General features: G+C 44.7%; 24 protein-coding genes and 1 pseudogene. 11 read left to right on the plus strand and 14 right to left on the minus strand.

From position 1 onward, the window contains the following. Window positions 1-204: 204 nt before the first annotated feature. The 7 genes from AC5590_RS22315 to curA form a co-directional block, all read right to left on the minus strand. Window positions 205-1,368 (minus strand): XdhC family protein, encoded by a 1,164-nt coding sequence (locus AC5590_RS22315; protein ID WP_169265600.1) that lies wholly within the window; start codon window positions 1,366-1,368, stop codon window positions 205-207. A gap of 101 nt (window positions 1,369-1,469) precedes the next feature. Next, window positions 1,470-1,658, minus strand: a complete 189-nt coding sequence (locus AC5590_RS22320) for a molybdopterin-dependent oxidoreductase (RefSeq protein ID WP_169265601.1) — start codon at window positions 1,656-1,658, stop codon at window positions 1,470-1,472. Window positions 1,659-1,734: 76 nt separating this feature from the next. After that, entirely contained in the window at window positions 1,735-2,658 is a 924-nt protein-coding gene (locus tag AC5590_RS22325; RefSeq protein WP_169265602.1) for a cation diffusion facilitator family transporter, read from the minus strand. A gap of 208 nt (window positions 2,659-2,866) precedes the next feature. Further along, the gene (locus tag AC5590_RS22330; RefSeq protein WP_169265603.1) at window positions 2,867-5,080 is read right to left on the minus strand and encodes a molybdopterin cofactor-binding domain-containing protein; all 2,214 of its coding nucleotides are present in this window, start codon (window positions 5,078-5,080) and stop codon (window positions 2,867-2,869) included. Further along, on the minus strand, window positions 5,077-6,060 hold the full coding sequence (locus tag AC5590_RS22335) for an FAD binding domain-containing protein (protein WP_169265604.1): 984 nt from the start codon (window positions 6,058-6,060) through the stop codon (window positions 5,077-5,079). The genes AC5590_RS22330 and AC5590_RS22335 overlap by 4 nt, the downstream gene beginning before the upstream one ends. Further along, window positions 6,047-6,673 (minus strand): (2Fe-2S)-binding protein, encoded by a 627-nt coding sequence (locus AC5590_RS22340; RefSeq protein WP_169265605.1) that lies wholly within the window; start codon window positions 6,671-6,673, stop codon window positions 6,047-6,049. The genes AC5590_RS22335 and AC5590_RS22340 overlap by 14 nt, the downstream gene beginning before the upstream one ends. A 166-nt stretch (window positions 6,674-6,839) precedes the next feature. Beyond that, window positions 6,840-7,859 (minus strand): NADPH-dependent curcumin/dihydrocurcumin reductase, encoded by a 1,020-nt coding sequence (gene curA, locus AC5590_RS22345; protein ID WP_169265606.1) that lies wholly within the window; start codon window positions 7,857-7,859, stop codon window positions 6,840-6,842. 397 nt (window positions 7,860-8,256) lie between these two features. Between curA and AC5590_RS22350 the strand changes: the two genes are divergently transcribed. After that, entirely contained in the window at window positions 8,257-9,765 is a 1,509-nt protein-coding gene (locus AC5590_RS22350) for a UbiD family decarboxylase (protein ID WP_169265607.1), read from the plus strand. A 218-nt stretch (window positions 9,766-9,983) separates the two neighbouring features. Here the strand turns inward: AC5590_RS22350 and AC5590_RS22355 are convergent, their stop codons facing one another. The 4 genes from AC5590_RS22355 to AC5590_RS22370 form a co-directional block, all read right to left on the minus strand. Then, entirely contained in the window at window positions 9,984-10,181 is a 198-nt protein-coding gene (locus AC5590_RS22355) for a DUF2811 domain-containing protein (RefSeq protein WP_169265608.1), read from the minus strand. A gap of 24 nt (window positions 10,182-10,205) precedes the next feature. Next, window positions 10,206-10,418 (minus strand): hypothetical protein, encoded by a 213-nt coding sequence (locus AC5590_RS22360; protein WP_169265609.1) that lies wholly within the window; start codon window positions 10,416-10,418, stop codon window positions 10,206-10,208. A gap of 635 nt (window positions 10,419-11,053) precedes the next feature. Continuing rightward, entirely contained in the window at window positions 11,054-11,704 is a 651-nt protein-coding gene (gene hisIE, locus AC5590_RS22365; RefSeq protein ID WP_169265610.1) for a bifunctional phosphoribosyl-AMP cyclohydrolase/phosphoribosyl-ATP diphosphatase HisIE, read from the minus strand. A 103-nt stretch (window positions 11,705-11,807) separates the two neighbouring features. Beyond that, window positions 11,808-11,993, minus strand: a complete 186-nt coding sequence (locus tag AC5590_RS22370) for a ChaB family protein (RefSeq protein ID WP_169265611.1) — start codon at window positions 11,991-11,993, stop codon at window positions 11,808-11,810. A 117-nt stretch (window positions 11,994-12,110) separates the two neighbouring features. On the opposite strand from AC5590_RS22370, the gene hemL reads away from it, so the two are divergent. Further along, window positions 12,111-13,409 carry a glutamate-1-semialdehyde 2,1-aminomutase gene (hemL, locus tag AC5590_RS22375; RefSeq protein WP_169265612.1) on the plus strand — a complete coding sequence of 433 codons (1,299 nt, stop codon included), beginning with the start codon at window positions 12,111-12,113 and terminating at the stop codon, window positions 13,407-13,409. Between the two features lie 84 nt (window positions 13,410-13,493). Here hemL and AC5590_RS22380 read toward each other — a convergent pair whose 3' ends face one another. Continuing rightward, window positions 13,494-13,655 (minus strand): metallothionein, encoded by a 162-nt coding sequence (locus tag AC5590_RS22380; RefSeq protein ID WP_169265613.1) that lies wholly within the window; start codon window positions 13,653-13,655, stop codon window positions 13,494-13,496. A 763-nt stretch (window positions 13,656-14,418) separates the two neighbouring features. Between AC5590_RS22380 and AC5590_RS22385 the strand changes: the two are divergent. The 9 genes and pseudogenes from AC5590_RS22385 to AC5590_RS22425 form a co-directional block, all read left to right on the plus strand. After that, window positions 14,419-14,704, plus strand: a pseudogene (locus tag AC5590_RS22385) (SulP family inorganic anion transporter); the annotation flags it as partial. 135 nt (window positions 14,705-14,839) lie between these two features. Continuing rightward, complete coding sequence (locus tag AC5590_RS22390; protein ID WP_169265614.1) at window positions 14,840-15,175, plus strand: cation:proton antiporter subunit C; 336 nt, start codon at window positions 14,840-14,842, stop codon at window positions 15,173-15,175. Further along, a complete protein-coding gene (locus AC5590_RS22395) occupies window positions 15,172-16,599 on the plus strand; it encodes a cation:proton antiporter (protein ID WP_169265615.1) in 1,428 nt (475 codons plus the stop codon). Before AC5590_RS22390 ends, AC5590_RS22395 begins: the two co-directional genes overlap by 4 nt. Then, window positions 16,596-16,982, plus strand: a complete 387-nt coding sequence (locus tag AC5590_RS22400) for a Na+/H+ antiporter subunit E (RefSeq protein WP_169265616.1) — start codon at window positions 16,596-16,598, stop codon at window positions 16,980-16,982. Before AC5590_RS22395 ends, AC5590_RS22400 begins: the two co-directional genes overlap by 4 nt. An 11-nt stretch (window positions 16,983-16,993) precedes the next feature. Next, on the plus strand, window positions 16,994-17,245 hold the full coding sequence (locus AC5590_RS22405; RefSeq protein WP_169265617.1) for a hypothetical protein: 252 nt from the start codon (window positions 16,994-16,996) through the stop codon (window positions 17,243-17,245). Beyond that, entirely contained in the window at window positions 17,242-17,520 is a 279-nt protein-coding gene (locus tag AC5590_RS22410; RefSeq protein WP_169265618.1) for a monovalent cation/H(+) antiporter subunit G, read from the plus strand. The genes AC5590_RS22405 and AC5590_RS22410 overlap by 4 nt, the downstream gene beginning before the upstream one ends. Continuing rightward, on the plus strand, window positions 17,513-18,121 hold the full coding sequence (locus AC5590_RS22415) for a DUF4040 domain-containing protein (RefSeq protein ID WP_169265637.1): 609 nt from the start codon (window positions 17,513-17,515) through the stop codon (window positions 18,119-18,121). Before AC5590_RS22410 ends, AC5590_RS22415 begins: the two co-directional genes overlap by 8 nt. Next, a complete protein-coding gene (locus AC5590_RS22420; protein WP_169265619.1) occupies window positions 18,118-18,783 on the plus strand; it encodes a Na(+)/H(+) antiporter subunit B in 666 nt (221 codons plus the stop codon). Before AC5590_RS22415 ends, AC5590_RS22420 begins: the two co-directional genes overlap by 4 nt. 3 nt (window positions 18,784-18,786) lie before the next feature. Beyond that, entirely contained in the window at window positions 18,787-18,927 is a 141-nt protein-coding gene (locus AC5590_RS22425) for a hypothetical protein (RefSeq protein WP_169265620.1), read from the plus strand. A gap of 240 nt (window positions 18,928-19,167) precedes the next feature. Here the strand turns inward: AC5590_RS22425 and AC5590_RS22430 are convergent, their stop codons facing one another. Beyond that, on the minus strand, window positions 19,168-19,896 hold the full coding sequence (locus AC5590_RS22430; RefSeq protein ID WP_248277248.1) for a DUF928 domain-containing protein: 729 nt from the start codon (window positions 19,894-19,896) through the stop codon (window positions 19,168-19,170). A gap of 68 nt (window positions 19,897-19,964) precedes the next feature. Next, window positions 19,965-22,475: a CHASE2 domain-containing protein gene (locus AC5590_RS22435; RefSeq protein WP_248277249.1), complete on the minus strand. Its 2,511-nt coding sequence runs from the start codon at window positions 22,473-22,475 to the stop codon at window positions 19,965-19,967. Window positions 22,476-22,832: the final 357 nt, after the last annotated feature.

The following is a 22,832-nucleotide window of genomic DNA, read 5'->3' on the forward strand; positions in this document are numbered from 1 at the left end:
CGTCCGCCAAGAAATAAATTTCTTGGCTCAAAGTCCAAGTCCGTTAAAACGGACTAAAATAACTTACGCAGTCCGTTTTAACGGACGCGTGTTTATGAGCCACGAACTTGAGTTATGGGCGTACTCAGTCCGAGGTGCAAGATCTGAGTTAAGGGAGAAAGGGAAAGGAAAAATATAAAACCTTTAACCTTTAACCTTTGACCTTTACCCGACTTTTACAAGAAGTTTATTAAAGTTACTTTCATCATATTGGTGAATTGGTTGATTGCGATTTCTTAAAAAACCACCATTATGATTTTTGAGTACTGCTTGAATTTCTGCAATGATAGCGATCGCGATTTCTGCTGGTGTTTCTGCACCGATATCAATTCCTACAGGACTGTGCAATCTTTCTAATTGTTCAGTGGTACAAACTATTCCTTGTCCTTCTAAATCTTGCAGCAATTTTTCTGTACGATGCTTTGGCCCTAAAACGCCAATGTAGCGTGCAGGAGATGGTAGCAATGTTTTCATAATTTCCAAATCATCAAGGTAATTATGTGTCATGACCACAGTCACTGTCCCAGTATCTATAAATACCTGTTTTTCTAGAATCTCTCGGCGGCTAAGAATCACCTCACAAGTCATTGGAAATCGCGCTCTAGTTGCCTCGTTAGCCCGACAATCAACTACAGTAACTTGCCAACCCAATGCTTCCGCAAACTGTGCTACGGGTACAGCGTCATAACCTGCACCAAATATCACTAAGGGTGTAGGTGGTTGGATGACTTCAATAAAAACTTCTGCACTGCCAAAAGGTAACTGATAGTTGTTCACGCTGGACTTTTGATTGACAAGCGCTGCTTGGGCATCTGCAATTAAAGATTGAGTTAAATTTGCATCTTCAATGTCGGTGATAATTTTACTGTTTGGATACAGCAGTAAGCGTGAGCCTAGTTTTAGATCAACTGCACCTTCTGAAGCAAAGACTGTCGCTATAATACCGAGATGTTTGTTATTTAGACACTCTTTTATAAAAGCGATCGCATTCGGTGTGCTTTCGTTTTCCAGACGTTCGATCAGAACTTGCACTACACCGTTGCATCCCAAACCAAAGCCCCAGAGAATATCCTCAGAGGCGGTGTTATCGTAAGTAACAACAATCGGTTTGCCGTCTGCCATGCGTTGGCGGGTATACTCGAACACATCGTTTTCCAAACAACCAGCGCTAATTGTTCCCACTATCTGACCTGTACCTGTCATTAACATTTTGGCACCAGGTCGGCGGTAGGTTGAACCTTGAGTTTTAACTACAGTCGCCAGGAAACTAATATCACCACTTTTTTGACTAGACTCGAAGGCTGTTAAAATTGCTTGTAATTCGTTCATTTGTATTGCTTATTCTTTTAATACAGTAGGGTTAAGTAGATAATGTCTACCTACCTGCGCTTTTACCAATCGCTATAAGAACACTATTTCTGCGCTTTTTATCAAGGCATTAATTTGTCAAGGTAACATTCTTTCAGGTACTTGCTCGACCAGGGTTGAGCTACTTGGGGATTGATATCGGCGTGCTTAATCAAGCACAGAGTAAGTGGATCGATATTCAAGGCGATCGCTAATTCCTCCATTGCTGATTCTAGCGCGAACATTCCACAAGCTTCGCCAGGGGCACGCATAAAAGTTGGCGTGTTGTATCGGACGCTATCGCCCAATTCCTTAAAGCTCAACGGCAGCAATTAATCTCTGATGCAGTTATCCTTGCATTTGCTGATTGCTCGCACGCTCCAACTCCTGATCTTCCCAGGAAACTCGATCTTCTAAAGGTTCCAAGTGAGTTGTAATGTGGGTTAAAGGCAACACCCGAAGAATAGCAAGCTCAATAGCCTCGCACAAATCATGTCCTTGTTGCACTGTCCAAGATCCAGGCACAAGAACATGGAAGGAGACAAAGCTGCGGTTTCCAGCGGTGCGGGTTCGCAAGGCATGGAACTGGATGTGCTGGCGTTTGTACTCGTTAAGGATGCTTTCAATTGCGTCAATTTCTTCTTTAGGTAAAGCTGCATCCAGTAATGCGCTACTGGTTTCGCGTAGCAAACGAAATCCTGTCCACGTAATATTTGCTGCTACTATCAGTGCGACGATTGAATCAAGCACGAAAGCGCCTGTTACCTTGACGAGGAAGATTCCAACTACCACACCACCTGAAGTCACCACATCGGTAAATAAATGGTGAGCATCAGCTCTGAGTGTAATGGAACGCAAGCGTCGCCCTGCCCGTAGCAAGACAAAGGCAACAACGCCGTTGATTGCGGTTGCAAATAAAGAGAGTGCCAACCCCAAGCCTAGCTGTGTTAATGGTTCTGGATGCAACAAGCGTCCCCAAGCTTCAACAGCAATGCTGATGGCAGCTACTACAATCAACGCACCTTCAGCACCACTGGAGAAGTATTCGGCTTTAGAATGCCCAAAGGCGTGTTCGGCATCGGCTGGTTTAGCAGCATAGGTCAATGCCCACAGTGCTATCAATGCTGCCACGAGATTTACAATAGACTCAATAGCATCTGAAAGCAGCCCCACTGACCCCGTTAGCAGGTAAGCGCCAAACTTCAGGGCAATGGTGACGATCGCCGCTGCAATCGACAGGAAAGCGTAGGAGCGGGCTGTTCGACTACTCATCTCGGTCACGAATGTAACTACAGTGATTCCGAGCTAACAGTACCAAATTCTACTTCAGTCGTCATCAGCCCTGAGACTTCTACTGATTCTCAAAAGAAACTAAAGTATATCATTGCCGCGTATGAACTTTTTGCTCATACTGGTCATGTAGCGATCGCCGATGGTGTGATTGACCTTTCATCGTTTGTGCGATCATCGCATTTTCTATCTACAAAAGCTTGTCTAGTGTAATTGGCAAATCCCGGATGCGCTTGCCTGTTGCATGATAAACAGCATTGGCGATCGCCGCCGCAACTCCAGTTATCCCTATTTCACCAACTCCTTTGACTCCAAGCGGGTTGATATGAGGATCGTTTTCATCAACGAACAACACCTCAATAGGCGGAACGTCTGCATTCACTGGTACATGATACTCTGCTAAATCTGGATTTACAACACGTCCCCGATTAGGATCTGTGAGTGTGTGTTCCATCAGCGCCATCCCGATCCCATAAACAATCCCACCGATGAGCTGACTGTCGGCTGTTTTGGCATTGAGTATACGTCCAACGCCAAAGGCACCAACCCAGCGCGTCACCCTAATTTCACCTGAATCAGGGTTAACTCGCACTTCGGCAAACTGTGCCCCGAAAGAATGCATGGAATACTTCTGTTTTTCCTCTCCAGGTTTGGCATCTGCACGCGCTTCAATCATTTTCATCTTATGTCGTGCCAAAATTCCTGCATAAGTTTCACTTTTGGACGATTTATTTTTTAAAAACAAACTGCCATTTTCAGCAATAACATCCTCAGCATTTGCACCATACAGCGGTGATGCTTGATCGGCTAGTGCTAGTTGCAAAAGCTTACTGCGAGCTTCATTTCCCGCCAAATGCACCGCCGTTCCTACACTAGCAGCTGTTTGTGAGCCACCAGAAACGGGAGTTTCTGGCATATTCGTATCGCCCAGTTCAAAGCGGATTTTCTCAACTGGTAAACCAAGTGCTTGCGCCGCCACTTGAGTCATGACGGTATAGGTTCCCGTGCCAATATCCTGTGAACCACTGCGGACAAGGGCTGTACCGTCTGCCATAATTTGGGTGATCGCCGATGCTGGAGAACGATTCGTGGGATATGTCGCCGTTGCCATTCCCCAACCAATCAAATAATTACCGTCTCGCATCGAACGGGGCTTGGGATTACGCTTTTGCCAACCAAACCGTTGTGCACCTACTTTATAACATTCTCTCAGTGATTTGCTTGACCAAGGTAATTTATTGCTAGGATCAACCTCAGCATAGTTACGCAAACGCAATTCTATTGGATCAATGTTAAGTTTGTAAGCCAGTTCGTCTATTGCCGATTCTAAGGCGAACGAGCCTGAAGCTTCGCCAGGGGCACGCATGTAGGTTGGTGTTCCCTGATCAAGCTGAACTAGACGGTGGCTGGTTTCGATATTTGGGCAAGCATAGAGCATGCCTGCGCTTTTACCAACCGGTTCGATAAATTCATCGAAGGTTGAAGTTTGCGACGTTCCACTATGTCGCAGTGCGGTTAATTTTCCGTCACGGGTTGCGCCCAAAGAAACCTGTTGAATTGTCTCTGGTCGAAAGCCAACAGGACCATACATCTGTATCCGTCCCAGCACCAGCTTAACTGGGCGAGTCACCTGCCGTGCCGCCATTGCTGCTAGAGGTACGTGCGACCAAGCCGATCCTTTGCAACCGAAACCACCGCCGACATAGTAAGACATCAGGCGGATATTTCCTGGCTCAATTCCCGATGCTCCGGCAATTTTTTGTTGAGCCGAAAAGATTCCCTGAGTTGCATCATATACTAACAATTGATTGCCTTGCCAAACTGCTGTTGTGGCATGAGGTTCCATCGGATTGTGATTTTCCACCGGGGTGGTATAAGTTTCCTCAACGCGGACAGCCGCTGTCGTTAATGCTTGGGCAACATCGCCGTGAGATTTGTCGGGTGGCTCGTTTCTAGGAATTTTCCCTCCAGGTACATATGCCTTGTCAAGGTTATCCTTCATATGTATGGTCGGTTTTTCTTCCTGATAGCGGACTTTTACGAGCGAAGCGGCGTGCATTGCTCGTTCAAAAGTATCTGCAACCACGATACCAATATGCTGACCACTATAAAGCACAATGTTATCTTGCAGCAGTTGCAACTTGCGACCACCGCCTTTTTCGCCTGAAGCTTTCGGCGCGTTGAGGTGGGTAATCACTGCTAGCACACCTGGTACTTGCTCCGCAGCCTTTGTATCAATTTGGGTAATTTTACCTTTGGCGATCGTGCTTTGAATTGTCACCCCATAAGTCATTTTTGCTACCGGAAACTCAGCCGCATAGCGTGCGCCGCCAGTCACCTTGAGATGTCCATCGACTCGGTTAACCGGTTTGCCGATAACTCCATTTTTATCCCCAGTATTCACGCCATCCCTCCCACCGTGAAGAGCGCCCGAACAATTGTACGTTTAGTCAGTTCTACTTTAAAGCCGTTGTATTTTTGCGGTTTAGATCCAGCGACAGCTGCATTCGCCGCCGCTTGAAACGTTGCCTCGTTTGCTGGCTTGTTGACGAGCAATTTTTCTGCAGCGTAGGCACGCCAGGGCTTTGTTCCTACCCCACCGAGGGCAATGCGTGCTGAACGAATGATCCCATTTTGAATATCTAATGCAGTTGCAACCGATGCCATTGCAAAGGCGTAGGAAGCGCGATCGCGGACTTTCAAATAGTGCGATCGCCTCGCAAACGGTGAACCAGGCAAATCAACGGCAACAATTAACTCTCCGTGTTGCAGAACTGTCTCCCGTTCTGGTGTCTCGCCCGGTAAGAGGTGAAAATCAACCAGCGGAACACTGCGCTCTCCCTTTGAACCTCGTATCTGTACAACGGCATCAAGTGCTACCATTGCTACAGCCATATCAGAAGGATGAGTGGCAATACAGCGATCGCTGCCGCCGAGAATCGCGTGAATCCGATTATGGCCCTCAATTGCCGGACATCCAGAACCGGGAACGCGCTTATTACAGGGAAACGCAGTATCGCGGAAGTAGTAGCAGCGAGTACGTTGTAGCAAATTCCCGCCCACACTTGCCATGTTCCGCAGTTGCGGTGAAGCCCCAGACAGCAACGCTTCTGACAGCACAGGGTAACGCTCGCGAATCATCGCATCATAAGCAACATCGCTATTACGTGCCATTGCTCCAATCCGTACACCGTTGTTGTGCATTTCTATCTTGCTTAGGGGGAGTGGGTTAATGTCAACCAAGTGTTGTGGTGTCTGGACATTCAGCTTCATCAAATCGATTAGGCTAGTTCCCCCTGCCAGGTATGCGGCTTGCTCCTGTGGACTAACCAATGCTACAGCATTGTCCGCTCCTCCTGCTTTCTTATAGCTAAACGGCTGCATCTTTTTTTCCCTCTAAGACATCGCGCACAGCATTCACGATATTTGGATAAGCACCGCAACGGCAGATATTGCCACTCATCAGTTCCCGAATATCAGCATCAGATTTAGCGTGTTTTTCGTTCACCAAACCCACCGCCGAACAAATCTGTCCCGGTGTGCAGTAGCCGCACTGAAACGCATCGCGAGCAATAAACGCAGCTTGCATGGGATGTAGATTTTCTCCTTGTGCCAGTCCTTCGATAGTTGTGATTTTCGCGTCAGTGTGCATGATGGCAAAAGTCAGGCACGAGTTAACGCGCCGCCCATCAACTAATACCGTACAAGCACCGCACTGACCGTGATCGCAGCCCTTTTTCGACCCAGTCAGATTCAGACGTTCACGCAGCACATCAAGTAGTGTTACACGAGGTTCAATTTTTAGCGCGTGTTCTGTTCCATTTACACGCAGTTTGATGTCAACAAAACTACTCGGATCAGGGGATATCGCTGATGGAGGACGAGACTGAGGCTTTGATTGAGCCAGGGTCTTCGCTTTGAGACTCTCCACCATAGTTCCAAATGTGGTTGCGATCGCAAACTGACCAAACAATCGGCGTTTTAACCTCAGCCTCATATCTACATCTTTAAAGTTGTAAGTGTAGCTCGAATGGTAGAAAAAATGTACTAACACTCATATCTGTCTACAGGATGAAGTTCTTGCTAGCACGAAATCGGAGGTCTGTTGATTTGGCTCACTAGAAGGATTCTAAAATCGCTTCTAACTCGTTCTTTACGTACGCTTATCGTGTTGGATCATCACTGACCTTGACAATCAGCTTGCCAAAATTTTTTCCTTGTAATAAACCGATGAAGGCGTGGGGGGCTTTTTCTAGACCCTCTACAATGTCTTCTTTATACTTGAGCTTACCTTCGCGCAACCACTGAGAAACATCGTTTAAGAACTCTGCTTGACGGTCTTGGTAATCACCAACAAGAAAACCTTTGATTAAAGCACGTTTAATCAACAAGGGCATCAAATTAGGACCAGGGGGAGGATTTTCCGCGTTATATTGTGAAATTAAGCCAACTAATGGTATTCTTGCTCTAAGATTAATGTGTTGCAACACAGCTTCTAAAATTGCACCAGCCGTATTATCAAAGTAAACATCGATTCCGTTAGGACAAGCATCTTTGAGTGCTGAACTCAGTTCTTGAGTTTTGCGGTTTATGCAGGCATCAAAACCCAATTCTTTCACCGCGTAATCGCATTTTTCATCACTTCCGATTACCCCTACAGCCCGACAGCCTTTTATTTTGGCAATTTGACCAACTACAGAACCGACTGCACCAGAAGCAGCAGAAACAACAACCGTTTCACCAGCCTTAGGTTGCCCAACATCAAGCAGAGCAAAATATGCAGTCATTCCGGGCATCCCCGTTATGCCCAACGCATAAGAGATAGACGCTTGATGTGGGTCAAGCTTACGCAAAGTTTCCCCTTTCGATACGGCATAGGCTTGCCAGCCGTCATAACCCAGCACAAAATCTCCAGTTGAGAATTGGGGATGGTTAGATTTGATCACTTGGCTAACTGTGCCACCGACCATCACGGATGCCAACTCCACCGGGGCAACATAAGATTCGCGATCGCTCATTCGACCGCGCATATAGGGATCGAGGGACAGGTAGATCGTACGGTTAAGAACTTCGCCTTCCCCTGGTTCTGGTATTGGGGTTTCCACTAGGGCGAAATCACTCTCTTTTGGTTCTCCAACTGGGCGGGTTTTAAGTAAAATTTGTTGGTTAGTTGAACTAGTCATTCATTCTTCCTGCCTGTTTGCTTGATTTTCTTCTCTTGATAGCACAAGCTGCCGCCACTTCTTCTTCAATCTTTGCATCAATTGTTGATTTGCAAATAGCCTGGGGCGATAAGCGGGAGGACTTCGGCCTGAGCGCTCAGTCGTTAGCGCAGCGTGCGCTTTGCCCATACGCTTGACGCTACGCGTATCGACATTATTGCTACCTAATATCTGGACTTTAAAGGTACTGATCTGGGTGATAATCAAGAAGCAAGCATGAAAATTTTTACTGCTACTTTTCCTTTTTAAAGTTCAAGCAAGCAGAAGTATTGTAGACTTATTACTCCAACTTGCCCTCTCTGTCATAAATAATATAAGAGAACGCTTCACACTTCTTAAATATTTATTTTTTGGAACAATGGCAAGAGATTTACGGGGATTTATCAAACTTCTGGAAGAAAGAGGACAATTACGGCGAATTTCCGCCCTGGTTGACTCAGATTTAGAAATTGCTGAAATTTCTAACCGAATGCTGCAAAAAGGTGGCCCCGGACTCGTATTTGAAAATGTCAAAGGCGCTTCTTTCCCTGTGGCGGTAAATTTGCTGGGTACAGTGGAACGGATATGCTGGGCAATGAATATGCAGCATCCACAGGAGTTGGAAGAATTAGGGAAAAAGTTGGCAATGCTGCAACAACCAAAACCACCCAAGAAGATTTCTCAGGCGGTGGAGTTTGGTAAAGTGCTGTTCGATGTGCTGAAGGCGAAACCGGGACGAGATTTTTTCCCTGCTTGTCAGCAAGTGGTGATTCAAGGTGATGAGTTGGATTTTGAAAAGTTGCCTTTGATACGCCCTTATCCTGGTGATGCAGGCAAGATTATTACGCTGGGACTTGTAATTACCAGGGACTGTGAAACAGGGACACCAAATGTAGGTGTGTATCGCCTGCAACTACAATCAAAAAATACAATGACTGTTCATTGGTTATCGGTGCGGGGTGGGGCAAGACATTTACGCAAAGCGGCAGAACGTGGGAAAAAATTAGAGGTGGCGATCGCCCTCGGTGTAGATCCCCTGATTATCATGGCAGCTGCTACACCCATACCTGTAGACTTATCAGAATGGTTATTTGCTGGGCTTTATGGTGGTTCTGGCGTACAATTGGCAAAGTGTAAAACGGTAGATTTAGAAGTTCCAGCAGATTCTGAATTTGTGCTCGAAGGAACAATAACACCAGGGGAGATTTTGCCAGATGGTCCTTTTGGGGACCACATGGGTTATTATGGCGGCGTGGAAGATTCCCCTCTGATTCGCTTCCAATGTATGACGCATCGCAAAGACCCGATTTATTTAACCACATTTAGCGGACGTCCACCGAAAGAAGAAGCGATGATGGCGATCGCACTCAACCGCATCTACACCCCGATTTTGCGACAACAAGTTTCAGAAATTGTCGATTTCTTCTTACCAATGGAAGCTTTGAGTTACAAAGCGGCGATTATATCTATAGATAAATCATATCCAGGACAAGCGCGACGCGCAGCTCTTGCTTTTTGGAGTGCTTTGCCACAGTTCACCTACACTAAGTTTGTGATTGTCGTAGATAAAGATATTAATATCAGAGATCCGCGTCAGGTGGTGTGGGCAATTAGTTCCAAAGTTGACCCCACACGAGATGTGTTTATTTTGCCCAACACCCCATTTGATAGTTTGGATTTTGCCAGCGAGAAGATTGGTTTAGGAGGAAGAATGGGAATTGATGCAACAACCAAGATTCCCCCGGAAATCGAACATGAATGGGGTGCGCCTTTAGAGTCAGATCCAGAAGTGGCAGCAATGGTTGAGAGGCGTTGGGCGGAGTATGGTTTAGGTGATTTGCAGTTGGGAGAAGTCGATCCGAATTTGTTTGGTTACGACGTCAGGTAGTGCCTGCCTTACATCCCCACCCTGTGGAAGGATGGGGAATTACCGCAAAAGGTTAAAGCTTTGGTTTTCTACTGCAAACTAAGCCTTTATTAGCAGTTGTCGGACTCAAAAAAAGGCGTTGTTTCCTTGTAAACAGTGTGCCAGATATCACAAAACAATTCATGGTTCATCAATTGCAAGTCTTACTGAAAGCCCTGATGCAGAGAAGAAATTTCTACTTAGCACTGATGAAATAAAGTTTCCAGATAAACCCGTGCAGCACGGCGATCGCTATCTCCATTTTGAAGTAAAAACAAGGACAGTGCTGCTGTCAACACACGGTTTTGATCCCAGTCTGGATGTGTTTCCAAGTAGTTTTTCAGCGATTCATCAAGTGTTTCAGGGATTTCTGTAAAGATGCTAACTCTTGGATTCATAAGATTCGTCTCCTTTAAAGTTCTCTAATAGAGGTAACTTGCTTCTAGTAAGCCATAGTGCATTTTCTTGACAAAACGGGGGACTTCCTTGACAGTTTGGCGGGTTCTAATACGAAGATTATTGCGATTATTCTCAATCAATCGCCAAACTGGGCAAAGTTTACTCGTTAGACAAGTAGATTTTTTAATGGTTGTCCAGTTTTGTCGAGACTTTGCCCAACCCTGACCTTGTCCCATAATCTTTAGCAAAAGTTTAGGTAGATTTACACAGCAGTTTAACGGACTAAAAAAGCAAGTCGCATCATTTTGCGTTAAAAGGGGGTGGGTTTGTCAATGCTGCCAAATGTTACGCAGAAATTTTTCAGAAATAAATCTTTACGAAAAAACCAGGTTTGCCACTACTTTTCTTTACAGAATTTAATATTAACTCAGTAGTATTAGATGCTCACTTGCAACACAAAGAAATCCACAGTAAAAAACTAAAAGCTTGTTACATAACTAATCAACTGTGGAAAAGTCCGCAAGTAGCTGTGGAAAGTCTGTGGAATCAGTGAGGAAAATTCTACTCAATGATAAGAATTACAAAAAATCTGAATTTGAACTGTAATACAGAGGATGAAACGAAAAATCAATTTTAAAGATGTCAAATTAGTACATTTCTAGCGATTTTATGGCTAAGCGACAGGCTTTGTGTTACCAAAAGCTCAAGGTTTTTGGCAATTACTCATGATGTATTTTCTGCTCAACTAACTGTACTAGAGAGCGCGCCTTGAGTAAAACCTAGTTTTTTGCCCCTGCAACAGACCGCCAACCCCCTTGCTATCGGTTTTGTTTCAAGCTTAAAGTTAAGCGTGTTAGAGGGGTTGTAGAAATCATTTCCGGCGCTGTTGCAACTTCTGATAAACTGCCTTCAAATCAACTTTATGATGAGCTAATGCCACAAGAGTGTGGTACAGTAAATCAGCAACTTCAGAAGCAATACCATCTGGCTCATCATCCTTAAAAGCCATGACCACCTCAGCAGATTCCTCACCAATTTTCTTCAAAATCTTGTTATCGCCGCCTGCAAGTAACTTACAGGTGTAAGAGTCTTGTTGTGGATTATCGCGGCGCTCGCAAATCACAGCAAACAATTGCGACAATGTATCTCCGGGTGCCGGCACAATACTTCCATCCACTTTGTGAAAACAACTGCGCTCACCCGTGTGGCAGGCTATATCTCCTATCTGCTCTACCCCCACCAAAATCGCATCACTATCGCAGTCGTAACGCATAGTTTTCACTTTCTGGATATGGCCTGAAGTTGCTCCCTTGTGCCATAACTCCTGCCGGGAACGACTCCAAAACCAAGTTTCACCTGTTTCCAAAGTCTTTTGTAGCGACTGTTGATTCATCCAGGCCATCATCAAGATAGTGCCATCCAGATAATCTTGGACAATTGCTGGCACTAAACCCTTTTCATCGTAACGAATTCTTTCAACCGGGATGGTGTCGTGTGTTAAATGCAAATCGGAAGAAAACATACCAGTCGCTTCGTTTTTTCAGAAATAGTTCATGGGTTCACGATACCATTCTAGAGATTGGATCTGGTATGTATTTTCTAACTCATTACCGAACTTCCAGCTTTTAAACAAAGTTTTTATACATCGCCGATTGCATTTTAACTGCACTCAACGCTACTTGGTGAGCTTTTGGTGCCTCACCGTACCAATGAATAGCCGAGTTAAAAGCAGCTCGGTACAAATCTTGGTATGCTTCCGAAAAACGAGTGCGGATGTCTAAAGGCAAGTCTTGGTTGGACTTGTATAACATATTGTTACTTTCTAGGTTCAGCTATTTAACTAGGTATTTTACTAGGATATGAATTTCAGACGACATTTACTCCTATCCTAGGATAGAGCTTTTTATTAACCACTCTAGGAGATTATCTTGGTAAATACAACTATTAAAACTACAAAATCACAAGAAATCTTTGCTGCTGCCCAAAATCTTATGCCAGGGGGAGTCAGTTCTCCCGTCCGAGCTTTCAAATCCGTGGGCGGACAACCGATTGTTTTTGATCGAGTTAATGGCGCATACATTTGGGATGTGGATGGTAACCAGTACATTGACTATGTGGGAACCTGGGGACCAGCTATTTGCGGTCATGCCCATCCTGAAGTGATTGCAGCACTGCATCAAGCCTTGGAAAAAGGAACGAGCTTTGGTGCGCCCAGCTTGCTAGAAAATGTACTAGCAGAAATGGTCATCGATGCCGTTCCTAGTATCGAAATGGTAAGATTTGTTAACTCCGGCACAGAAGCTTGTATGGCAGTGCTGCGTTTAATGCGGGCTTTCACAGGACGCGATAAACTCATTAAGTTCGAGGGCTGTTACCACGGTCACGCCGATATGTTCTTAGTAAAGGCTGGCTCTGGTGTCGCCACACTTGGTTTACCAGATTCTCCTGGCGTACCCAAATCGGCTACCAGCAATACCCTAAATGCTCCTTTCAATGACCTAGAAGCTGTCAAAGCCCTGTTTGAGGAAAACCGCGACCAAATTGCTGGTGTGATTCTAGAGCCAATCGTTGGCAATGCTGGGTTTATTCCCCCTGATGCGGGTTTCCTAGAAGGTCTACGAGAACTGACCCAAGAACATGGGGCATTGTTAGTGTTTGATGAGGTTATGACGGGTTTCCGAATTGCTTACGGCGGCGTACAGGAGAAGTTTGGCGTCACCCCTGATTTAACAACTTTAGGCAAAGTTATCGGCGGTGGTTTGCCAGTAGGAGCTTACGGCGGTCGTCGCGATATTATGTCAATGGTTGCTCCGAATGGTCCTGTGTATCAAGCTGGGACTCTTTCTGGTAACCCCTTAGCAATGACTGCTGGAATTAAAACACTCGAATTGCTGCAAAAACCAGGTACATACGATTATTTGGACAGTATTACGAAAAAGTTAGCCGATGGCTTGCTGCAAGTTGCCAAAGAAACAGGTCACCCAGCTTGTGGAGGTCAAATCAGTGGGATGTTTGGTCTATTCTTCACCAATGGACCAGTCCATAACTACGAGGACGCCAAAAAGTCTGATACAAGTAAATTCGGACGCTTCCACCGTGGAATGTTAGAACGAGGGATTTATCTGGCACCATCTCAATTTGAGGCAGGGTTTACTTCTATTGCCCATACCGAAGAAGATATTGAGCAGACTCTAAAAGTAGCACGAGATGTGATGTCAAACCTATAAATTGAATACTCAGCACTGAGGAGAAAAAATTGGGGACTAGGAATTGTCTTTCCTAGTCCCCAATCCTTAATTCTTAGTACTTTTTTAACAACCGCAGCCGCCATGACCGCAGCCTTTCATAGTCTTATGCCCTTCTGCACACGCTTCTGAGCAGTAGTATTGATCATCTTTTTTAACCGCATTCTCTAGTGAAACAATACACAGGCAAGGTTCACAAGCGCATTTCATCTGGGTTACGGTAGTCATAATTTTCTCCTAACTCGTTGTAAGTTGAATAATAGAACAGATGAATATATATTCAGGCTTTTTGATATTAAAACTTAACAAAATCCCTTTGGGTGGTCAAAAGGTTGCAACGATGGGATATACCGGAAAGCTTCCAGGAGCGGTTTTATACAAACAGGACTTACGCAAGGAAAACGTAGTTGTGTCATTGCGACGTAAGGAAGCAATCTCACAATTTTGTTTTTTCGTAACTCGTGTGTAATATCAAGTCCGGATAATTAGTTGTCATTGCGAGCGTAATGAAATGAAGTGTATGCGCAAAGCGCACGCCCAGAGGGCTTTAGACGTAAGGCGTGCGGTAGGCATACAAAGCAGCGCCCAAGGGGACACGCTGCGCGTTCGCTCTTAGCGTGCGCTTTGCGCTTACGCTCCATTCGCAATGACGAATTATAAGTAATTGAGCGAAAATAGTATACTTTGTAACACTAAAGACTTTTAAGCATTTTGTCTTGGACGTGGATTAATGGTCCATGATTGGATATCTAAGAAGAGGAGAGGTTTGAACTTCACTTACTTGTCTAAAAAATAAATATAATATTTGGCATTTTTGTCAACTAACAAAAGAGGAATCAATAATATACAAGCATAAGTAATGCTTTGGGATATCATCGACAATTCAAAATCTCCAAATACTCCCCTTTGTCTAGCTTCCTATGGTACATTTACTTATAAGTTTAAAGGACATTTTTTGATTCAGGCATAGACTCCTTTCAATAGTAACCATATGTCAAATCCTGCTAGGTGTAATACCACGCAGACCATAAACCGTATCCACCTTGGGAACCTGCGTGGTGATGTGTTTGGTGATCTAACTGCTGTAATTGTTTCCCTTCCTCTAGCACTGGTCTTTAGTCTTGCTTGTGGTGCTGAACCTGTGGCTGGACTTTATGGTGCAGTCTATGTTGGTTTTTTTGCTGCCTTTTTTTGAGGCATGCTAACGTCTGATTTCTGAGTTGACGAGACCGAAAACCGTAGTCATGACTAGGACCGTGATGAGTCTAACGGTGGCAGGGTATAGGTAAAGTGTATGTAAAAAGCAGCCTTTTATCTGTCCTCAATGCCTCAGAATAATAAAACTATTAATCATAAATAGTCTTTTTTCTGAACAGTAATTACGACTAACCCTTACCCAACAGGCAATTCCCGTGTTAGAAGCATGTGTATTAGCAACAATATTGTGTGGTTTTTTCGGCATCATCTTAAAAAAGAACCTGGTCATGAAAATCGTCTCTATGGATGTCATGAGCACAGGGGTTATCGCCTATTACGTGGTGATTGCATCGCGAGAGGGCTTGTTCACACCAATTATTTCAAGTGTCAAGAATGTGGCTTACGCCGATCCGGTTCCCCAGGCGGTCATATTGACAGGGATTGTGATCGGCTTTTCGATTCAGTCCTTAATGCTGGTTGGTGTTATGAAGCTGGCACGGGATAATCCGACATTGGAAAGCAACGAGATCGAGAAGAACAATATGCCATGAGTACCATTACGATCGCCTGGATTGCACTACCATTTTTTGTGGGGTTCACCATTTATCTGCTCCCCAAGCTTGACCGATATCTCGCACTCTTGCTGACTCTGATTTCGGCTGCATATGCGTTGCAGCTATTTGTCGAGCCATTGCCACTGACACTACAGTTACTGGATAATTTCGGTGTCACATTATTGGTCGATCAGTTAAGCGGCTACTTTATCTTGACCAATGCGCTGGTAACGGCTGCGGTCATCCTCTACTGTTGGCACAGCGGTAAGACGGCTTATTTCTATGCCCAGACCATCATATTGCATGGCAGCGTCAATGCCGCGTTCGTCTGTTCGGACTTTGTGAGTTTATACGTGGCGTTAGAAGTCAGCGGTATTGCTGCCTTTCTCCTGATTACCCATTCCCGATCCGACCGATCAATTTGGGTTGGTTTGCGCTATCTGTTTGTCAGCAACGTGGGAATGCTTTTTTATCTGGTGGGCGCAGTGCTGGTCTATCAGGCGCATCATTCATTTAGTTTTTCAGGTTTAGGTGTGGCACCTCCAGAAGCGCTTGCCCTGATCTTTTTGGGACTATTGACAAAAGGGGGGGTCTTTGTATCGGGATTGTGGTTACCGTTGACTCACTCTGAATCGGAGACGCCAGTGTCAGCATTGCTGTCGGGAATTGTGGTCAAAGCCGGTGTCTATCCGTTGGTGCGTTGTGCTCTGATTGTCGATCAGCTTGATCCGATCATTAGAATCTTCGGAGTTGGAACCGCGCTTCTGGGAGTGTTCTATGCAGTCTTTGAAAAGGATACCAAGCGAATGCTAGCGTTGAGCACGATTTCGCAGTTAGGCTGGATTCTCGCCGCACCGGGCGTGGGAGGCTTTTATGCGCTTGCGCACGGACTGGTCAAATCGGCGCTCTTTCTGATAGCGGGTGCCTTACCGAGCCGAAACCTCAATGAGCTGCAACACAAGCCGATCAATACCGCAATCTGGATTGCCCTGGTCATTACCAGCCTCTCGATTTCGGGTTTTCCCTTGTTCGTTGGCTTTGGGGCTAAGATGTTGACCCTGAAGAATCTCGTACCCGCTCAGGAGATCGTCATGAATGTTGCGGCGGTGGGAACGGCGATCGTCTATGCCAAATTTATATTTCTGCCGCTTGGGGGACAAGGGGATGTAAAGCCTGGTTTCTGGACAGCGGTGATTTTCTTGATCGGTGGGCTGATTGCGGCAAATGTTGTGTATTACGAGGCGTATACCGTTGCGAATATCGTGAAATCCCTGGCAATCATCGGCGTTGGATGGTTGGGGTATTTTTTGATTTTTCGACGCTCAGTACTTAAGCTGCCGCGTGTACTTGAGCAATTTGACCATCTGATCGGTGTGATGAGTCTAATGTTGCTCCTGCTCTTCTGGATGGTAATGGCATGATTGGATATCTGAATCTGATATTACGATTGGCTATCTGGTTTCTGCTCACCGCCAATCTGAGTGTAGCAAATATCATCATTGGCGTCAGCATCGCACTTCTATTGCCGGGACGCCCCAAAACGCCAGGAGCGTTAAAGGATTGGTTGCGGGCGCTGGGTGAGGTCATCGTGGCGATTGTGCAGGCGTATGTTGAGGCATTGGAAATAATCATCCGTCCGCATAACCACGAAGATGTCGTTATGGAACGAGTCAAACCACAACGGACGCCCGGACTCATATTCCTGGATATATTCCTGATCACCTTTACGCCCAAGACTATTGTCTTGAAATACCACGAAGATGGCTGGTACGAAGTACATCGGGTGCGACGGAGGAATGACTAGAGGAAAAAGGTATGAACCTGATACTAATTGCAATGATTCTGGCTCTACTCATACCCTTCTACGAGGCTTGGAAGGATGATGATATCTGGCAGACGATGTTGGCATTTTCAAGTATCGCGAGCAAGACATCAATCATGATTTTGGTTGTATCCGTCTTGCGGGATGATTGGATGATCGGTGTTACAGGGGTAATCATCCTGAGCGTAGGTAATGCCGGATTAATGTTGTTGGCACAAGTCCTTAAACGAATCAATGAAGTATGATTAACGTGCTTAGTTATATCTGTATAGGTGTCGGAATCTTCTTCTGGTTTTGGGGAACCTTTCCCTTACTCGGCAAGCGATCGGTATTATTTAAGCTGCATAGTCTTTCAGTTGCAGATACTCTTGGATCGATGAGTATCATCATCGGGCTGCTCCTGAAGAGACCGAACGAATGGCCGCTGCTTATCCTCGGCCTCATCTCCTTGGCAATCTGGAATACAGTCCTGGGGTATGTATTGGCATACTGTTCTAGTAGTGGGGGTAACTATGAATGATAACGATATCTATGTCATAACCGCCCTGCTGCCGTTGTCTGCGTTGATGGTGGTACTTCAGGTCAATCCATACCATGCCCTAGTCATCCAGGGAATACTGGGAGCGGTGGCGACATTGATATATGCGGTTTTGGGGGCGGCGGATGTTGCTTTGACCCAAGCATTGATGGGTACCCTGCTGGCGATTACGCTGTATGCGATCGCCGTGCGTTCATCCCTAGTCATGCGTCTTGGAGTGCTAAAAAATACAGCAACAGATTCTGTACAAGACGACAAAGCCAAACGCCGTTTTGGGCAACTCATAGATGACTTACGAACAATTTTCGGCAAACGCTATATGCGTCTTGAGCTAGTCCCGTACACGAATACACAAACCTTACATCGAGCGCTGATGGACAAAGAAGTCCATGCGACCTGTGCCCCCCGCTCGCCATCAGAACACGATAACCCAGACGACGCAGCGTATGAGACCGACAAGGAACCATTACATACCGCGATCAGAGTCCGACGCATTTATGACATCATGCGAACCGAACTTTCGTCACCAGGGATAATCCTGACCTATGTAAATGTACCAGACTCAGGGGAGGAACATAAATGAAATGGGTTTACCTTGCAGCGGGGATAGCGCTGTTCGTCAAAATGCTGCTCGTACCCAATCCGGAAGGGGATTCATCGCATATTTCTTCTATCGTCGAAGCGGTTGTACAAGATAGTGGGGTACCCAATGCGGTTACGGCTATAATTCTTAGGAATCGGCTGTTTGACACTATCTTTGAAGTGGTGGTATTCACGATTGCGGTAATGGGTGCCCATTTTCTGCTGGCGAATGAAAGACCGTTCTGCGCGATTTATCAGTTCACCGATCAACCCTCCATTGTGATGGCGCGTCTGGGAGCGACTATTGCGGCGTTGGTAGGTATTGAGCTGGCGATTCGGGGACATCTGAGTCCGGGCGGTGGTTTTGCGGCTGGGGTGGCTGGTGGAACGGCGATCGGACTTGTTGCGATTACCTCATCAACGGAGTGGATGCAGGCGATCTACAAGCGCTGGAACGCCGCTACATGGGAGAAGGTTTCGGTTCTTGTTTTCATTGTCCTGTCGGTTGTAACGCTGGCTGGAGTGGAACTACCCCATGGAGAGTTAGGCGCACTTTTCAGCGGCGGGGTTATCCCCCTGCTCAACATCTTAGTCGCAGTAAAAGTCGCGTTGGGATCGTGGGCGGTTATTTTGGTTTTTATTCATTATCGGGGATTGTTGTGAGAGATGGGAGGTGAGCGCTTTGGTGATCACACTTCAGCAGAACTCGCAACTTGGGTTAGTTTGGTGGGTGGAGCGATCGCTCCACTCACCAAACAACAAATAATTAATAAAAAAAATGAATGTATAGCTTCTAATAGAAGCTAGGGAACGCTTAACAGGGAATGCTTAACAGCGAAGAAATGCTTAACTCGTCAAAAAGTTTGAAAGTCTCGTAATCTCCATATTTTTTCATGAGTTCATGTCTTAATCTACCTGGCAACCGCTATAATTTAATCACAGATTTTCGTAGGATCAGGGCAAAAGACAGCCTCAAGCCCGTTGTCTATCTACCTCAAAAGCGTTGTATTAAACCGATTAAAAAAAACTGAGTTTCTCAAATCGTTATTATTGCGGACTGTAACGTTGTACAATCGGCGCTCCTGCAAGTTCTTCCAAGTCAACAGCTTTAAACAAGCTCGTCCAATCTTTAGCTAACGTATCAGTGTCCGAACGAGTGCGGCGGAGTTCTGCTAAATTTGTAATCGTGTCGTACCAAAGATTATTAGCAGCATAGATCTTATACTCCTCTGATTTTGCACTCTTTAATTGCTGCTGAAGCTGGGGAGTTAGCGCCACTCGTTCCAGCCATGCGTCCACAAAAAAGTACTCAGGTTTTTTTTGCGGATCACCACAATAAACTCGGAAGAACCAGTGATATTTTAAGTTTTGCTTGAGAGCATATTGTGAATTTGGCGGTAAGCTAACACCTATAATGCCTGCTTTTGGTGGCAATGTTAGAGGAGTTCGATAAATATCATGACCTTGTTCATCCTGAAGGACAAACTCCCCAGAACTCAAGTTTGTGGGTAATTCAGGCAGATAAACCCAAAATGTTGGATACTCAGCAACTGTTGTTCCCAAGAACGATTTGTTATTTTTTTCTTCACCAGGTACTATAGCAGTCACAGGTTTTTTCAAGCTTGGACATCCATCACGACGACTTGTCCCTCCTCGCCGACGACCTTTGGGGTCACCGTTATCAGGAAATTTCTGGGCAAAAAGGTTTGGTGTGTGAGTGATTTTATTCTGGAATGATTGTTCTGGGTTTGCTTGCACTTGTAGTGGGTTATTCATAAGCCCAAGACTTAGCAAAAGGATACTACAAGCTAGTTGATAGTGTCTTTGAAGTAACTGATTTTTGCTCATATTCGAGAGTTCCAACGTTTTTTGCTGTTGCTAGCATGAGTGGACGCTAGTATCTTCAACACAACCGCACAAGACACTAATGCTAATGTTGAGGGGACGAGTGGAATCCACCCCGCTTGAGTAAATATACCAAAGCAGATACCAAAAAGTATCAACAGCGCTATGGCGATCGCTAATCCTATATGAAGTGGCTGTAAAATTCGCCAAGATATAATACCACCCACCAATGACCAACCCCATACCCACAAGGCTTCCAACCATTGCGACCACCACCACATCAGAGGTCTACCATCCAAAACAGCACTGAGAATATGGCTGACCATGTGCGCTTGTAAAAATACGCCTGAGGTTTGCTTTTCTTCATCTGGGGCGTTAGCAGTGTATGGAGTTTCCCAATCATCAGGAGAACTGGAGGCGATGACGCCAATCAGAACGATGCGATTCTTCACTGACTTGTGCAATAACTCAGGAACAATCTCCTCATTCAGAAGTTCTTTGAGAGAGATTTTTTCCGCAATGTTAAGCAGAGAGGGTAAAGAACGATAATTGAGCAGGATTTGATATCCTGATGCATCCACTCCTTGGTAGCCGCTTGTATGCGATTGTAAGCGCCGAAAAACAGTGCTTCCTATTTGCAAATTTTTCTCGGGATTAATATCCCATTTCATACCTTGTGCATTTAAGTAGTGCTGTGCTAGCTGAAAGCTCAAAGCATATTGTGCTGCACAAGGAGATTTTAAAGGAGGGGTTAATTGGACAAGTTGGCGACGAAGAACTCCATCTGTGTCAGCCACAAAATCACTAAAACTAATGCGTTCTTTTGAGACTTTAGGAGAAGCAGGAGTCCCATCAGGTGCACCATCATTAGGAGCAGAAACTTTGCACACTGTAAATATGCGCTTGTCTTGCTGCAAGACTTCGCTTAATTGTGGATAATTAGGATCAACGGGGAAATCACGATAAATATCTATACCAATAGTTGCTGGTTGATATTGCTTCAGTTTTTGCAAGAGTTGACTGAGTGCTTGGTCTGATAATGACCAACGCATATTCATTTTTTTGTTGATTTGATACTGAATATCCGCTTCATCAATAGTAACTATTAATAAACGCGGGTCTGGCTTTTCATTAGGCGATCGCAGATGCATTAAATAGTCATAAGAATGTAGTTCCCAAGGTTGTAGCATCCCCAAATGACGCACCCCCATAATACTGCTGGCTACTAGAACACTTGCTAGCAGAAGGGTAGAGAGACGCTTGGCTGCAAGAATTAAGCGATGTCTATCTAAGAGATTCTGCTTTATTGTTCTGGAAAAAGAATAGGTTTTATCGGATGCAGAACCTTGTTTAGTTTCTGAAATCGCTACTGAAGAGCCTACCCCTCGATTCCAAACCATCGGCGGTTCAGCAGGATTTTGGCAAATCACGGGTAACCAAGTGGCGCAGGGATATTCTCCTTCTAATCCTTGGAGTCTTTCTCGTGCAGAACGTACCGCAGTATACAAAGACTCTCCCTGTGAAAATTCAGTAAGAAAATACTTTAAAAATTCTTGAGCGATGACGTTCGGTACTGGCTCACGCATGACAATAACTTGAGGAATATGTAATTCCTGTAGCTGCTGTGCCAACCCCAAACCATCACAAGAGTTAAAAATCGCCAAATATAATCCACGACTGATAGCTTGCTTCAAACCATACTTTAATTGGTCAAGAGTAATTATGTCTTTATGATTGAGTTGTAGGGAACCTTTTTCTTGAGTGCAAGAACTATGGCCCGCAAAAAAAAGAATATCCCAATTTTGTTGCCATAGCTGGTTATTAAACTCGTCTAACGTTGGCTCTACTAAAAATTTAATTTCTGCACCCGTTAGTAAAATCTCTAAAAAAATTCTATCCTGACTAATATCAATTTCTTGAGTGTTACCAAATATTGCTAGTATTCTAATTGTAGACTTTAGATTTATTTGACTTTTTTGTCGCTTTTGATACTCGGACGCACTTAAGGCAACTTCTGCAAGAGGGTAATCGTCAAAGAAATTCCACAGATGCCAGGGTAATCGTCGCAATACACTGTCATTTGTTTCTACAATGAAGCGAATCTCCTCAGATGGTTGGAAATGTGTGCGTAATTGTTGTTCAATTTTGCGAAATTCTACCGAATTGAGCCATCGGTTTAAACAGTTGTAGACTTGCTTGCATAATTCGTGAATCTCTACTTCAGAAATGTTAGTAACGCTATCTTCTTCAATTTCAAATGTATCGTCAATGTCGTCAATTTCCTCGACACCAAGACGTAAAAACGGACGGTAATAAAAAGCAGAATAAAGTGATTTCCAATTGCGATAAAGTTCAGGAATTTCTGGTGCTGCGGGCAAGCTAGCACTAAATTTCATTCGATAGATATTCTCTTCTTCCCCAATATATGCTGTGACAACGGGAAAACCTTCATATAAATTTCCTTGACCCAAATTTAAAACTACCAACCTATTCATAGGTGTCTGAGACATTCGAGCAAAAAAGTGTAAACTTTTACAGCTATTAACATTGATTCGTTAAACTTCATTTAAATTTTCTAATATATACTCAGCCAAAAATGCTACTACTTTATTCCTGTAGCTTTATGTGTATAAAAAAGCATATACGGATTAACTTTCTGGCTTTTTTACCTTACGGATTACCCAGTTGCTATAGTCTATGAAACCCGAGTCGAGCACTGGCTCACTTTTGGCGCTCCCTAAACAATACTAATTATGTGTCAGTGCTCTTATATTTTGCATTCATCCGTACAAACTGTGAACAATTTAAAATTCGCGCCAGAAAATTACGTCCTTTGTTTTTACTTTACTCGAAATCTCACGAATGGC

Source organism: Brasilonema octagenarum UFV-OR1 (genome assembly GCF_963888615.1).
GTDB classification, from domain to species: domain Bacteria; phylum Cyanobacteriota; class Cyanobacteriia; order Cyanobacteriales; family Nostocaceae; genus Brasilonema; species Brasilonema sennae.

What these genes read in the sequence shown, in the direction of transcription:
- AC5590_RS22335 (WP_169265604.1), bottom strand. Translation starts at nt 6,060, where the DNA reads ATGCAGCCGTTTAGCTATAAGAAAGCAGGAGGAGCGGACAATGCTGTA.
- AC5590_RS22395 (WP_169265615.1), top strand. Translation starts at nt 15,172, where the DNA reads ATGAGTACCATTACGATCGCCTGGATTGCACTACCATTTTTTGTGGGG.
- AC5590_RS22380 (WP_169265613.1), bottom strand. Translation starts at nt 13,655, where the DNA reads ATGACTACCGTAACCCAGATGAAATGCGCTTGTGAACCTTGCCTGTGT.
- AC5590_RS22360 (WP_169265609.1), bottom strand. Translation starts at nt 10,418, where the DNA reads ATGGGACAAGGTCAGGGTTGGGCAAAGTCTCGACAAAACTGGACAACC.
- hisIE (WP_169265610.1), bottom strand. Translation starts at nt 11,704, where the DNA reads ATGTTTTCTTCCGATTTGCATTTAACACACGACACCATCCCGGTTGAA.
- curA (WP_169265606.1), bottom strand. Translation starts at nt 7,859, where the DNA reads ATGACTAGTTCAACTAACCAACAAATTTTACTTAAAACCCGCCCAGTT.
- AC5590_RS22425 (WP_169265620.1), top strand. Translation starts at nt 18,787, where the DNA reads ATGGGAGGTGAGCGCTTTGGTGATCACACTTCAGCAGAACTCGCAACT.
- AC5590_RS22315 (WP_169265600.1), bottom strand. Translation starts at nt 1,368, where the DNA reads ATGAACGAATTACAAGCAATTTTAACAGCCTTCGAGTCTAGTCAAAAA.
- AC5590_RS22405 (WP_169265617.1), top strand. Translation starts at nt 16,994, where the DNA reads ATGAACCTGATACTAATTGCAATGATTCTGGCTCTACTCATACCCTTC.
- AC5590_RS22320 (WP_169265601.1), bottom strand. Translation starts at nt 1,658, where the DNA reads ATGCGTGCCCCTGGCGAAGCTTGTGGAATGTTCGCGCTAGAATCAGCA.
- AC5590_RS22370 (WP_169265611.1), bottom strand. Translation starts at nt 11,993, where the DNA reads ATGTTATACAAGTCCAACCAAGACTTGCCTTTAGACATCCGCACTCGT.
- AC5590_RS22350 (WP_169265607.1), top strand. Translation starts at nt 8,257, where the DNA reads ATGGCAAGAGATTTACGGGGATTTATCAAACTTCTGGAAGAAAGAGGA.
- AC5590_RS22340 (WP_169265605.1), bottom strand. Translation starts at nt 6,673, where the DNA reads ATGAGGCTGAGGTTAAAACGCCGATTGTTTGGTCAGTTTGCGATCGCA.
- AC5590_RS22430 (WP_248277248.1), bottom strand. Translation starts at nt 19,896, where the DNA reads ATGAATAACCCACTACAAGTGCAAGCAAACCCAGAACAATCATTCCAG.
- AC5590_RS22420 (WP_169265619.1), top strand. Translation starts at nt 18,118, where the DNA reads ATGAAATGGGTTTACCTTGCAGCGGGGATAGCGCTGTTCGTCAAAATG.
- AC5590_RS22325 (WP_169265602.1), bottom strand. Translation starts at nt 2,658, where the DNA reads ATGAGTAGTCGAACAGCCCGCTCCTACGCTTTCCTGTCGATTGCAGCG.
- AC5590_RS22435 (WP_248277249.1), bottom strand. Translation starts at nt 22,475, where the DNA reads ATGTCTCAGACACCTATGAATAGGTTGGTAGTTTTAAATTTGGGTCAA.
- AC5590_RS22410 (WP_169265618.1), top strand. Translation starts at nt 17,242, where the DNA reads ATGATTAACGTGCTTAGTTATATCTGTATAGGTGTCGGAATCTTCTTC.
- AC5590_RS22400 (WP_169265616.1), top strand. Translation starts at nt 16,596, where the DNA reads ATGATTGGATATCTGAATCTGATATTACGATTGGCTATCTGGTTTCTG.
- AC5590_RS22415 (WP_169265637.1), top strand. Translation starts at nt 17,513, where the DNA reads ATGAATGATAACGATATCTATGTCATAACCGCCCTGCTGCCGTTGTCT.
- AC5590_RS22355 (WP_169265608.1), bottom strand. Translation starts at nt 10,181, where the DNA reads ATGAATCCAAGAGTTAGCATCTTTACAGAAATCCCTGAAACACTTGAT.